Here is a 12310-nt window from a genome sequence, read left to right as displayed (position 1 = left end):
AAGTCTAGTCGATCGCGTCGAGCGCCTGCCGCTGGCGGTGCATCTCGAGGAAGATGCGGTAATCGCGATCGAAGCGGGCGCTGGCGGCAGGGTTCGAAGGCCGCGTCTTGCCGCCTTGCTGCATGGCGACGCAGGCCGCGTTGAGGTCGGGGTAGAGCCCGGCGGCGGTCGCCGCCACCATGCCGGTGCCGAGCAGCACCGCCTCGTCGGCCAGCGGCTCGATGACGGTGCAGCCGGTGGCGTCGGCATAGAGCTCCATCAACAGCGGGTTCTTGGTGTGGCCGCCGGTGACGTGCAGCGTGTCGATGAGATAACCGTTCTCGTTCAGCGCCTCCAGCACATGACGCACCCCAAGCGCGATGCCGACGGCGGTGCGCCAGTAGAGCTTGCACAGGCTGTCGAAGGAGGAGTCCAGCGTCAGCCCGCTGACGACGCCGACCGCGTGCGGATCGGCGAGCGGCGAACGGTTGCCGTGGAAATCCGGCAGGACATGCAGCCGTGCCGCCAGCGCATCGCCCTCGACGGCGCGCAGTTCGGCGACGCGCTTGGCGATTTTCGCATGCATCGCCGCATCGGGCTCGCCGCCGGCGCCATGCCAGCGGATGATGTGGTCGAGCAGCGCGCCGGTCGCCGACTGGCCGCCTTCCGACAGCCACAGCTTCGGCAGCGCCGCGCCATAGTATGGGCCCCAGACGCCGGCGAAAGGCTGCGGATCCTGCGACATCGCCATGACGCAGGACGAGGTGCCGGCAATCAGCGCCAGATGCCGGCTGATGTCCGTCTCGTCGCCGGCAAAGCCGCCGAGAACGCCCAGCGCGCCGGCATAGGCGTCAATGACGCCTGCGCCGACGCGGCATTTCTCGGTCAGGCCCAGATCGGCAGCCGCATCCGCCGTCAGCGGGCCTATATCGGCGCCGACGGGGCTCGCCTTTTCCGGAAGATTGCCGTGCTCGAAGAGATCGCCGAGACCGACGAGCTCGAAGAAATCGCGCCGCCAGCTCGTTTTCTCATGCGCGAGATAGGTCCATTTGGCGGTCAGCGTGCATTGCGAGCGGGCGAGCGAGCCGGTCGCCTTCCAAGTCAGGAAATCGGCAAGGTCGAACAGATAGCCGGCTTCGTTCCACGTCCCGGGCAAGTTGCGCTTCAGCCACATCAGCTTCGGCGTTTCCATTTCCGGCGACATCACGCCGCCGATATAGTCGAGCACGGCGTGGCCGCTTCTGGTGCATTCGTCGGCTTCGGCGATGGCGCGGTGGTCGAGCCAGACGATGGTGTCCCAGCGCCTCTCGCCGGTGACCGAGACGCTGAGTTGGCCGGCCTGCCTGTCGCGCACCACAAGCGAGCAGGTGGCATCGAAAGAAATGCCGACGATATCCGAAGCGGCGACGCCAGCTTTCTCGCGCGCGGCACGCACGGCGGCGCAGACGGCCGACCAGATATTTTCCGAATCATGCTCGGCGTGATCGGGCCTGGGCCGATGCATGGCGATCGGCCGCTCGGCGCGGCCGAGCAGATTGCCCTTCGAGTCGAGAATGCCCGCGCGAGCGCTCCCGGTGCCGACATCGACCGCGCAAACGAAACTCGTCAAGATGCTTCTACTCTCGCTCCCAGGCCTGCAATCAGATCGGGCAATTGCAGCATGTCAGCGAATATAAAGTCCGGTTCGGTCGACGCAAGCCGCGCCTTCAAGGCGGGGTTGTTCGCGTGCGAGCCGCCGGTGAAGGCGAAGACGCGCATGCCCGCCGCCCGCGCCGCGGCGATGCCGGCCGGGCTGTCCTCGATGACCAGGCATTTGCGCGGTTTGGCCCGCATGGTGGCGGCGGCATGGAGGAAGAGGTCCGGCGCCGGCTTGCCGCGCGTCACCATGGCGGCGCTGAAGAGGTTGGGCTCCAGCAAGCCCAGCAGGCCAGTGACCTCGAGCGCGTAGCGGATGCGCTCCAGCGTGCCGGAAGAAGCGACGCAACAGGGCAGGCCGAGCCTCGGCAAAACCTCCTTGATGCCGGGGATCGGCTTCAATTCCTCGCGGAACCTGCGCATCAGCTCGACGCGCATGGCGGTGAGATGCTGGTCGCTGATCTCGAGCCCGAAATCGCGGCCGAGAATCTCGCGCACGCTCTTCATGCTCTTGCCGAGGAAGTGCTCGTAGGCGGCGTCCTCGCTGACGGTGCCGCCGGCAAGCTCGATCATGCCGAGCAGCGCCGAGACCGAGAGCGCCTCGCTGTCGACCAGAACGCCGTCACAGTCGAAGATGACCAGTTCGGGCGTCATTGCGGTTGAATCCAGCGGCTTCAGAGCTGACCGGCGAGATAGCGCGTCAGGGTTTCGCGCGTGCCATTCGCCCACAGCACATCGAGCGCATGGGCAAAGGCCTGCGCGAAAACCGGCGAGCGGCCGACGTCGCCATAGATGTCGTCCATGGCAAGCCAGGCGCCAGGCTTGTCCTTTGCCGCTTTCGCGGTCGCCTGCATGCGGTCCCAGCTCGGATCGTTCGGCTCGATGACGGCGCCACTGTCGGTGGTGCCGAAGCAGTAGCGGCACCAGAGCGCGGATTCCAGCGCCAAGCCGGCGACGCCCTTGCCCGCCTTCAGCCGGTCGGCAATGGTCGGGATGATGAATTTCGGCTGCCGGTTGGAGCCGTCGAGGCAGAGCCTGCGGATGGTGTCGCCGATCTTCGGATTGGAGAAGCGGCGCTCGATAAGCTGGTAGTAGTCCTCCAGCACCGTGTCCGGCACCGGCGGTACGGTCGGGATGATCTCGTCGCGCTCGAGCTTGGCAAGGAAGCCGCGCACCAGCGGCTCCTGCATCGCCTCGTGGACGAAATGGATGTCCATCAGGCCGGCCGGATAAGCGATGGTGGCGTGACCGCCATTGAGGATACGGATCTTCATCAGCTCGTAAGGCGAGACATCCTTGACGAACTGGACGCCGGCCTTTTCCAGCGGCGGCCGGCCGGCCGTGAAATGATCCTCCAGCACCCATTGCTTGAACGGCTCGCAAAAGACCGGCCAGTTGTCCTCAAGCTCGAAATCGCTTGCCAGGATGCCGCGCTCGCGGTCGGTGGTGGCGGGCGTGATGCGGTCGACCATGCCGTTCGGAAAAGCGACATTGTCCCTCACCCAGTCGGCCAGATCCTCGTCGATCAGCCGGGCAAGGCCGATGACGCCGTCGGAGGTGACGTGGCCGTTGTGGGGGATGTTGTCGCAGGACATGACGGTGAACGGCACGATACCGTCGGCGCGCCGGCGGACCAGCCCGGCAAGGATGATGCCGAAGACGGTCTTCGGGGCGGCGCCAGCCTGCGCGTCGGCAACAATGTCGGGATGGGTCGGGTTGAACTTGCCCGAGGCCGGATCGATGAAATAGCCGCCTTCGGTGATGGTCAGCGAGACGATCTTGATCGCCGGGTCGGCGAGCTGCTCGATGATCGCCCCAGCATCGCCGGGCATCAGGAAATCGATCATGGCGCCGGTGACGCGGGCGCTCATATGGCCAGAATCCTGCTCGACCACGGTGGTCAGCCAGTCCTGCTGCTCGAGCCTGGCGCGGCCGGCCTTCTCGCCCTCGAACACGCCGGCGCCGATCAGCGCCCAGTCATGGCCGAGCCCGGAATTGAACAGGTCGTCGAGATAGACGGCCTGGTGCGAGCGGTGGAAATTGCCGACGCCGAAATGCACGATGCCGGCTTTCAAAGAGGAGCGGTCGTATTTCGGGCCGGAAACCTTGGCGGGGAGCTTTGCGAGGTTCGAGGAAGAGAGTTTCACGGTCATCTGCTTTTACCCTTTGGCCGATACGCGGCCCGACAATTCCGTCTTTTCCCGCCCCCAGGGAGAGCGGTGAGGGACGGCGCCGGTCGTTCCGTGCCGCCCCTCACCTGCCCCTCGGCGCATGCCCCCGGAGGAAGGGAGACGCGCCTTCCCCCTCAACTCATCCATTGGCCGCCATCGACATTGTAGGTCTGGGCGACAATGTATTCGGCCTCGTCGCTGGCGAGGAAAACCGCCATGCCGGTCAGGTCTTCCGCCCGGCCCATGCGGCCGTAAGGCACGCTCTCGCCGACCAGGCGCTTCTTCTCGCCCTTCGGCCGGTTCTCATATTTGGCGAACAGCGAATCGACGTGATCCCAATGCTCGCCGTCGACGACGCCCGGCGCGATGGCGTTGACGTTGATGCGGTGCTTGATCAGGTCGAGCCCGGCCGACTGGGTCAGCGAAATGACGGCGGCCTTGGTGGCGCAATAGACCGCGACCAGCGGCTCGCCGCGGCGCCCGGCCTGGCTCGCCATGTTGATGATCCTGCCGCCCTTCCCGCGCGCGATCATCGAGCGGGCTGCCGCCTGCAGCATGAACAGCGTGCCGGCGACATTGACGGAGAACAGCTTGTCGTAACTCGCCCGGCTGATCTCGACGATCGGCGCAAGGTCGAAAAGGGCGGCATTGTTGATCAATATGTCCAAGCCGCCGGCCTTCGCCTCGACCGCTTTCACGGCAGCCTCGATCGAGGACTGGTCGGTGACGTCGAGCTTGACCGCATGGGCGGCCGGACCGACCGCCTTCGCGGTCGCTTCCGCCGCTTCGAGGTTGATGTCGGCGATCGCCACCGTGGCGCCTTCGCGCGCATAGGCTTCGGCGAAGGCCCTGCCGATGCCGCGCGCCGATCCAGTGATCAGCGCCGATTTGCCTTTCAGCCTCACTGCGCCAGCGCCTTGCCGTCAGCGCCGAAGCGATGGAGCTTGGTCTTGTCGGGCGTCAGATAGACGGTGTCACCATGCTTCACGGCGACCTCGCCGTCGGCGCGCACGTTGATCGTGCCGATGCCATCCGTCTGGACATGCAGGAAGGTGTCGGAACCGAGATGCTCGGCAACGCCCACCGTCGCCTTCCAGTCGCCGGCCGTGGTCGAGATGTTGATGTGCTCGGGCCGGATGCCGATGGTCTTGGCGCCGTATTTGTCGGCCGGCGCGCCCTCGATGAGGTTCATCTTGGGCGAGCCGATGAAGCCGGCGACGAAGAGGTTGCGCGGCGTCTTGTAGAGCTCCATCGGCGAGCCGACCTGCTCGATGTTGCCGGCGTTGAGCACGACGATCTTGTCGGCCATGGTCATGGCCTCGACCTGGTCGTGGGTGACGTAGACCATCGTCGTCTTCAGCTGATGATGCAGCTCGCTGATCTCCAGGCGCATTGTGCCGCGAAGCGCTGCGTCGAGGTTCGACAGCGGCTCGTCGAACAGGAAGGCCGAAGGCTGGCGCACGATGGCGCGGCCGATGGCGACGCGCTGGCGCTGGCCGCCGGAGAGCTGGCCCGGACGACGCTCGAGATAGTTGGTGAGGTTCAGCACACGCGCGGCGTCCTTCACCTTCTTGTCGATGGTCGCCTGGTCCTCGCCAGCCATCTTCAGCGGGAAGGCGATGTTCTTGGCGACCGTCATGTGCGGGTAAAGCGCGTAGGACTGGAAGACCATGGCAAGCTTGCGCTTGGCCGGCGCTTCCTGGGTGACGTCGCGGCCGTCGATGCTGATGGTGCCGCCGCTGGTGTCCTCGAGGCCGGCGATCAGCCTGAGCAGCGTGGACTTGCCGCAACCCGACGGACCGACGAACACGACGAACTCGCCGTCCTCGATATTGAGGTCGATGTTCGGAATGATCGTCGTCGACCCGAAGGACTTGGAGACGTTCTTGAGGGTGATGTTTCCCATGGTTTCCTCCCGGGGGATTTCGTCCGCCGCTTGCGACTCTTACTTCACGGCGCCAAAGGTCAGGCCGCGCACCAGCTGCTTCTGGCTGAACCAGCCCATGATCAGGATCGGCGCGATCGCCAGTGTCGAGGCCGCCGAGAGCTTGGCCCAGAACAGGCCTTGCGGGCTGGAGAAGGAGCTGATGAAGGCGGTGAGCGGTGCTGCGTCAGTGGTGGTCAGCCGGATCGTCCAGAACGCTTCGTTCCAGGCCAGGATGATGTTCAACAGCATGGTCGAGGCAATGCCGGGAACCGCCATCGGCGTCAGCACATAGATGATCTCGTTCCACAGCGAGGCGCCGTCCATGCGCGCCGCTTCGAGGATCTCACCCGGGATCTCGCGGAAGTAGGTGTAGAGCATCCAGATCACGATCGGCAGGTTGATCAGCATCAGCATGACGGTCAGGCCGATGCGGCTGTCGAGCAGGCCGGTGTCGCGGAAGATCAGGTAGATCGGGAACAGCACCGCGACGGCCGGCATCATCTTGGTGGAGAGCATCCACATCAGGATGTCCTTGGTCCGCTTGGTCGGCGAGAACGCCATCGACCACGCCGCCGGGATGGCGATGATGAGTGCAAGGACGGTCGAGCCCACCGACAGGATCACCGAATTCAGGAAGAACTTGAAATAGCCGCTCTGCGCCTGGACTTCCGCATAGCTTTCGGTGGTGCCCGACGGGATCAGGGCGAAGCCCTGGATCGCCTCCTGCTCCGACTTGAACGAGGTGATGATCGTGTAAAGTATCGGGAAGAAGATCAAAAGCGCGACGATCCAGGCCGCGGCGGTGGCGATCGTCTTGTGCTGGGTGGTGACTGCGCGTGCCATGGTCAGGTCCTCCCGTATCGGCGATGTTGGGGGCAGGGTCGACCCCCACTCCGGTTTGCTGCGCAAACCACCTCTCCCCCGATCGACGGGGTAGAGGAAGGGCGCGGCTTCGATGCAGGCGTTTCCTCTCCCCCGGGCAGGGGGAGAGGTGTCCCGCGCAGCGGGACGGAGTGGGGGTGGTTCAACGCACGTAGCATCGCCTCCCCCCTACTTGTCCAGGTTCTTGCCGACGGCGCGCATGACGAAGAAGGCGACGATGTTGGCGAGAATGACCGCGATGACACCACCGGCGGACGCCTGGCCGATTTTGAACTCCAGCAGCGCCTTCTGGTAGACGAGGAAAGGCAGGTTGGTGGAGGCATAGCCCGGGCCGCCATTGGTGGTGACCAGGATCTCGGCATAGATCGAGAGCAGGAAGATCGTCTGGATCAGGATGACGACAGTGATGGCGCGCGACATGTGCGGCAGCGTCAGGTACCAGAAGCGGCTGAGGAAGCCGGCGCCGTCCATCTCGGCCGCCTCCTTCTGCTCGCCGTCGAGCGATTGCAGGGAGGTGAGCAGGATCAGCGTGGCGAAAGGCAGCCACTGCCAGGCGACGATGAGGATGACCGCGGTCAGCGGGTGCTGTCCGAACCAGTCGATGGGGTTGGCGCCGAAGAAGCGGGCAATATCGGCGAAGACGCCATATTGCGGGTGCATGATCATGTTCTTCCACACAAGCGCCGCCACCGGCGGCATGACGAAGAACGGCGAGATGACGAGGATGCGCACGAACCCCTGGCCCCAGATCGGCTGGTCGAGGAGCAGCGCCAGAAGGATGCCGCCGATAACGGTGATGACCAGCACGCTGACGACGATGGTCAGCGTGTTGAGGATCGACTGCAGGAAGGCAGGGTTCGAGTAGAAGAGCTTGTAATTGGAGAACCAGACGAACCCGTCGCGGATCGGATTGAGCGGATTGTACTGGAGGAACGAGAACCAGATCGTGAAGACCAGCGGCACGATCATCCAGATGAACAGCAGGATCACCGATGGCGCCATCATGAAACGGGCAAGCGAACGGGTTTGCTGAGTAGCCATGACGGTCACCCTCCAATAGTCGGCCGGATTTCAGAGTCGTGCCAAATTTCCTGATTGCAAAGGTGGCCGCCCGAACTGGGTTTCGGGCGGCCAATGCCGGTCATGATGCGCTACCGGCGTTCGGCACCGGGAGGAGCCTTACTGGATGTAGCCGCCTTCGGTCATCGCGGCGGTCGCCGCGTCCTGGGCCTGCTTCAGCGCGTCGTCGACGCTCGACTGGCCGGCAAGGGCGGCCGAGAAGAGCTGGCCGACGGTGGTGCCGAGGCCCTGGAATTCAGGAATGGCCACGAATTGCACGCCGACATAGGGCACCGGCTTGACGGTCGGATGCGTCGGGTCGGCGGCGTTGATGGAGTCCAGTGTCATCTTCGCGAAGGGCGCTGCCTTCTGGTACTCTGGATTGGCGTAGAGCGAGGTGCGCGTTCCGGGCGGAACGTTGGCCCAGCCTTCCTTCGATGCCACCAGCTCAGCATAGTGCTTGCTGGTTGCCCAGGACACGAACTTCTCAGCGGCGTCCGCCTTCTTGGTGCCGGCGGGAATGGCCAGCGACCAGGCCCACAGCCAGTTGCCGCGCTTGCCGAGGCCGGTGTCGGGCGCCAGCGCATAGCCGACCTTGTCGGCGACCTGCGAGGCCTTCGGATCGGAGACGAAGGACGCGGCGACGGTGGCGTCGATCCACATGCCGCACTTGCCCTGCTGGAACAGCGCCAGATTCTCGTTGAAGCCGTTGGACGAAGCGCCCTCGGGACCGTCGGCCTTCATCAGGTCGACATAGAACTGCAGCGTGTTCTTCCATTCCGGCTGGTCGAATTGCGGCTTCCAGTTCTCGTCGAACCAGCGCGCGCCGAAGGAGTTCGACATGGCGGTCAGGAAGGCCATGTTCTCGCCCCAGCCGGCCTTGCCGCGCAGGCATACACCGTTCACGCCATTGGCGCGGTCGGTCATCTTGTCGGCGGCCTGCTTGATGAAGTCCCAGGTCGGCGCGTCGGGCATCTTCAAGCCCGCCTTCTCCATCAGGTCCTTGCGGTACATGACGAAGGAGCTTTCGCCGTAGAAGGGCGCGGCATAAAGCTTGCCGTCGACCGAAAGGCCGCCGGCGATGGCCGGGATGATGTCCTTGACGTCGTAGTCGTCGCCGAGCTTGTCGAGCGGCAGCAGCCAGCTCTGCTTGGCCCAGATCGGAACCTCGTAGGTGCCGATGGTCATGACGTCGTACTGGCCGCCCTTGGTGGCGATGTCGGTGGTGACGCGCTCGCGCAGCACGTTCTCTTCAAGCGTGACCCAGTTGAGCTGGATGTCGGGGTTAGCCTTGGTGAAGTCGTCCGTCAGCTTCTGCATGCGGACCATGTCGCCATTGTTGACGGTGGCGATGGTGATGGATTCGGCATGCGCGGCGAATGCAAGGGCGCTGGCCGACAACAGGCCCAGGGTGAGCGTGCGAAGTTTCATCAATTCCTCCCATAAACCAAGATGAGCATTTGCCTTGGCTGTGGGCAATTACTCACCAAGTGTGAATTATGTCAAGCCGGAATCGATGCTGCAGCGCAGCAGAAATGACGTTGCGTTACCCTGTCGGAGAACGCGGTCAGGTCGTTGATACGGAGATCGAGGGGCGCGGCTGGTCTTACTGGCAGGCGATCTCGGCGAGGATCCAGTCGCGGAAGGCGCGGATCTTCGGCACGTTGCGCCGGGCCGTGGGATAGACCAGCCAATAGGCATGGCCATCGTCGCCGACAAGGTCGAAAGGCTGGATCAGCCGGCCATCGGCGAGTTCGTTCTTGAACAACGCGGTAGTCAGGATCGCGACACCGTGGCCGGCCATCGCGGCATTGGCCTCATAGGCCTGTGCGCCCATGCTGGTGCCGGGACGGCTGGCGAGCTCTTCCGACGGCAGCCCCGCGAGCGCGAACCATTCCTGCCACCAGATGTCGCCTGGATCGAGGATAGGGAGCTTGAGCAGGTCGGCCGGCTCCTTGACGCCACCGATGCTCGCCGCAAGCTTGGGACTGAGCACCGGGGTGAAGTCGGCCTTGAACAGCATATGCGTTTCGACGCCCGGCCATTTGCCGCCGCCGGAACGGATGGCGATGTCGATGTCCTCGCGGGCGAAATCGACGACGCGGTTCGAGGTGTCGACACGCACGGCGAGCGAGGGATGCGCGACCTGGAAGGAGCCCAGATGCTGTGCCAGCCAGTTGGAGGCGAAGGTAAGCAAGGTGGAAACGCAGAGCACGCCGTCAGCGCCGGCGCGGGCGGCCGAGTAGGCGCCGCTCAGCAGCGAGAAGGCCTCGCTGACAGCCGGCGCCAGGCGCTGACCGGGTTCGGTCAGCTCGATCTGCTTGGGCCGGCGCAGGAACAGCGGCGCGCCGATGCGCTCCTCGAGAAGCTTGATCTGGTAGCTTGCGGCCGCCTGCGTCATGCCGAGCTCCTCGGCGGCCTTGGTGAAGGAAAGGTGCCGGGCAACAGCCTCGAACACCCGGATCGCCTGCAGCGGCGGGAGCTGGACATTCTGCCGGGAGCTTAGATCGGGCATAAGGCCTCTTTATGGGTCATGATCGACGTTTGATTGGAAGCACAGGCCAACCAACCCGATATTTGGGGTCGAAGATCAATCCAGTTCAAGGCTGACGATCATGATCACGGTTCAGGAAAAAATCGTTTCGACCCCGGCTCGCAGTTGGATTTCGCTGTTGGCGCGGGAATTTTCATGGTTCGCCAGCCGCAGGCGCGGTTATGTCGATATCCGGGAATTGTCGCCGCATCTGCAGCGGGACATGGGTTTCCTCGACGGCAACGACCCGCGCGGACGCTACGAATAGCCGGCTCTGTTTTATCAGGACCGGCACTCATCGTGGGGCATGATCCTCATGCGCCGCCGAGCAATGCCGCGGCCGTCCGCTCATCGGTGATGAGGCCGTTGACCAGCCGCCGGTTCACGGCGGCGAGGATGCCCGGCAGCTTGCGCTCGCCCATGGCAAGCGCGATGACCAGCGATTTCTCGCGCGACGGCAAGGCGGCGGACGACACTCGGTCATTGGTGATGCCTTCGATCATGCGGCCTTCGCGGTCGAACACCCAGCCGACGATCTCGGCGACGCCCCCGGCCTTCTGCAGCGCCTTCAATTCCCCTTCCGAGATGAAGCCGTCCTCATAGAGCGGCGCCTTCGGGCCAAGGTCGCCGATGCCGACGAAGGTGACGTCGGCCTCCGCGGCGAGCGCCAGCGTCGGTTGGATCATCGGCTGGCTGAGCAGCATGTCGCGCTCCTCCGGCGAGGAGGCGATGACCGGCAGCGGCATCGGGAAGGAGCGCGCCTTGACCCGGTCGGCCATGGTGAAGATGACGTTGTAGAAAGCGGCCGAGCCGTCGGGCGAGATGTTGCCGGTGAGCGACACGACCTTGTGCTGCGGGCACTCCATCGGCGGCAGTTGCTCGATCGCCGCCTTCAGCGTGCGCCCGGTGCCGATCGCCATGACGATGGGCGCGGCCGAGCGCAGCCGCCGCTCGATCTCGGCCGCCGCCGCCTCGGCGACGCCGGTCGTCGTCGAGGACGAGGTCGGATCGCTCGGTACCACTTCGACCAGATCGAGCGCGAAGCGCGACTTCAGCCGCGCGGCAAGGTCGAGGCAATTGGCGATCGGATGATCGACGCGGACCTTGATCAGGCCTTCCGACATCGCCAGCGACACCAGCCGCTGCGCCGTCTGCCTGGAAATGCCTAATTTGGCGGCGATCTGGTCCTGCGTGTTGCCGGCAACGTAATAGAGCCAGCCGGCGCGCGCGGCGTCATCCAACCTGGTGTTGCCGGTTTCCTGTCGCGAATTCACATCCTGCCTCCCCAGCCCGCATCCTGGGCGGGCGCTATAGATTACAGCGAAAGCGGCTATGCGCAATTGTCTATCGAAAGGGCAATTGCTTGCGACGGGTATCTGCTATGATTTGACCAATTCGCTCCTGCCGCAGCCATTTGCCGGCGAGGCGGTTTATCTCGGCGTACAAACGCATTAAGGGGATCGGCAAAAGGAGCCTTGCATGACGCCGAAAGCGGTTTTCTGGGACATGGACGGAACGCTGGTCGACAGCGAGCCGCTGCACGAGGCAGCGCTGGTGGCCGCGCTGCGCAGCGTCGGTATCGCGCCGCCGGTCGACCTGCACGAACGAGTGCTCGGCGTCGCGGCATGGCCGGTCTACGAGATGCTGCGCGACCAGTTCGGGCTCGACCTGCCCTTCGACGACTGGATCGTGCGCAAATACGACCACTACCTGCCGATGGCCGAGACGCTGAAGCCGCGCCCGGGCGCGATCGAAGTCTTCAACGAATTGCGCGCGCTGAGGGTCGAGCAGGCGGTGGTGTCAAACTCCGACCGGCTGATCGTCGACGCCAATCTCGCCGCGGTCGGTCTCGTCTATCCCGGCATGCATACGGTCAGCCGCAACGACGTGCGCCTGGGCAAGCCGCATGCTGAACCCTTCTTGCGCGCCGCCTATCTCGCCGGCGTCGATCCGGCGGACGCGGTCGCGGTCGACGACAGCCGCACCGGCGCCATGGCCGGGCTGGCTGCGGGCATGAAGACGATCTTCTGGCCGGAGGCGCCGATGGAAGGACCGCCCGGCGCGATCGTGATCAACAGCGCGGATGAGCTGCGGGCGCAGTTGGGGCTTTGATAAAATCGCCAA

The 12310-nt window shown here is 64.6% G+C and carries 12 protein-coding genes; 2 read left to right on the top strand and 10 right to left on the bottom strand.

Going from position 1 to position 12310, the window contains the following annotated elements; all coding sequences use genetic code 11:
* Positions 1-4: 4 nt before the first annotated feature.
* The 9 genes from AC4FWB_RS30460 to gcvA all read right to left on the bottom strand — a co-directional run bounded on the left by AC4FWB_RS30460 (position 5) and on the right by gcvA (position 10168).
* Positions 5-1591, bottom strand: a complete 1587-nt coding sequence (locus tag AC4FWB_RS30460; RefSeq protein WP_491029950.1) for an FGGY-family carbohydrate kinase — start codon at positions 1589-1591, stop codon at positions 5-7.
* On the bottom strand, positions 1585-2268 hold the full coding sequence (locus AC4FWB_RS30455; RefSeq protein WP_491029926.1) for an HAD family hydrolase: 684 nt from the start codon (positions 2266-2268) through the stop codon (positions 1585-1587). Before AC4FWB_RS30455 ends, AC4FWB_RS30460 begins: the two co-directional genes overlap by 7 nt.
* 20 nt (positions 2269-2288) lie before the next feature.
* Entirely contained in the window at positions 2289-3767 is a 1479-nt protein-coding gene (locus AC4FWB_RS30450) for a mannitol dehydrogenase family protein (RefSeq protein WP_491029925.1), read from the bottom strand.
* A 152-nt stretch (positions 3768-3919) separates the two neighbouring features.
* A complete protein-coding gene (locus AC4FWB_RS30445; protein ID WP_491029924.1) occupies positions 3920-4690 on the bottom strand; it encodes an L-iditol 2-dehydrogenase in 771 nt (256 codons plus the stop codon).
* Positions 4687-5691, bottom strand: coding sequence for an ABC transporter ATP-binding protein (locus AC4FWB_RS30440; RefSeq protein ID WP_491029923.1), 1005 nt, complete (start codon positions 5689-5691; stop codon positions 4687-4689). Before AC4FWB_RS30440 ends, AC4FWB_RS30445 begins: the two co-directional genes overlap by 4 nt.
* Positions 5692-5730: 39 nt before the next feature.
* Positions 5731-6555, bottom strand: coding sequence for a carbohydrate ABC transporter permease (locus AC4FWB_RS30435; protein WP_491029922.1), 825 nt, complete (start codon positions 6553-6555; stop codon positions 5731-5733).
* Between the two features lie 207 nt (positions 6556-6762).
* Positions 6763-7635 (bottom strand): carbohydrate ABC transporter permease, encoded by an 873-nt coding sequence (locus tag AC4FWB_RS30430; protein ID WP_126096725.1) that lies wholly within the window; start codon positions 7633-7635, stop codon positions 6763-6765.
* A 138-nt stretch (positions 7636-7773) separates the two neighbouring features.
* Entirely contained in the window at positions 7774-9084 is a 1311-nt protein-coding gene (locus AC4FWB_RS30425; protein ID WP_126096726.1) for an ABC transporter substrate-binding protein, read from the bottom strand.
* A 175-nt stretch (positions 9085-9259) separates the two neighbouring features.
* Entirely contained in the window at positions 9260-10168 is a 909-nt protein-coding gene (gene gcvA, locus AC4FWB_RS30420; protein WP_491029921.1) for a transcriptional regulator GcvA, read from the bottom strand.
* 100 nt (positions 10169-10268) lie between these two features.
* On the opposite strand from gcvA, the gene AC4FWB_RS30415 reads away from it, so the two are divergent.
* The gene (locus tag AC4FWB_RS30415; RefSeq protein WP_491029920.1) at positions 10269-10454 is read left to right on the top strand and encodes a hypothetical protein; all 186 of its coding nucleotides are present in this window, start codon (positions 10269-10271) and stop codon (positions 10452-10454) included.
* Between the two features lie 46 nt (positions 10455-10500).
* Here AC4FWB_RS30415 and AC4FWB_RS30410 read toward each other — a convergent pair whose 3' ends face one another.
* Positions 10501-11460: a sugar-binding transcriptional regulator gene (locus tag AC4FWB_RS30410; protein ID WP_491029919.1), complete on the bottom strand. Its 960-nt coding sequence runs from the start codon at positions 11458-11460 to the stop codon at positions 10501-10503.
* Positions 11461-11665: 205 nt separating this feature from the next.
* Between AC4FWB_RS30410 and AC4FWB_RS30405 the strand changes: the two genes are divergently transcribed.
* Entirely contained in the window at positions 11666-12298 is a 633-nt protein-coding gene (locus AC4FWB_RS30405) for an HAD family hydrolase (RefSeq protein WP_491029918.1), read from the top strand.
* Positions 12299-12310 lie beyond the last annotated feature (12 nt).

The organism is Mesorhizobium sp. LEGMi-168a, assembly GCF_058312955.1.
This window is presented reverse-complemented; position numbering and strand designations above follow the sequence as displayed.

Bases quoted from the DNA above. Each gene is read 5' to 3' on its own strand.
- AC4FWB_RS30430 (WP_126096725.1), bottom strand. From the start codon at position 7,635: ATGGCTACTCAGCAAACCCGTTCGCTTGCCCGTTTCATGATGGCGCCA.
- gcvA (WP_491029921.1), bottom strand. From the start codon at position 10,168: ATGCCCGATCTAAGCTCCCGGCAGAATGTCCAGCTCCCGCCGCTGCAG.
- AC4FWB_RS30450 (WP_491029925.1), bottom strand. From the start codon at position 3,767: ATGACCGTGAAACTCTCTTCCTCGAACCTCGCAAAGCTCCCCGCCAAG.
- AC4FWB_RS30415 (WP_491029920.1), top strand. From the start codon at position 10,269: ATGATCACGGTTCAGGAAAAAATCGTTTCGACCCCGGCTCGCAGTTGG.
- AC4FWB_RS30455 (WP_491029926.1), bottom strand. From the start codon at position 2,268: ATGACGCCCGAACTGGTCATCTTCGACTGTGACGGCGTTCTGGTCGAC.
- AC4FWB_RS30425 (WP_126096726.1), bottom strand. From the start codon at position 9,084: ATGAAACTTCGCACGCTCACCCTGGGCCTGTTGTCGGCCAGCGCCCTT.
- AC4FWB_RS30435 (WP_491029922.1), bottom strand. From the start codon at position 6,555: ATGGCACGCGCAGTCACCACCCAGCACAAGACGATCGCCACCGCCGCG.
- AC4FWB_RS30440 (WP_491029923.1), bottom strand. From the start codon at position 5,691: ATGGGAAACATCACCCTCAAGAACGTCTCCAAGTCCTTCGGGTCGACG.
- AC4FWB_RS30405 (WP_491029918.1), top strand. From the start codon at position 11,666: ATGACGCCGAAAGCGGTTTTCTGGGACATGGACGGAACGCTGGTCGAC.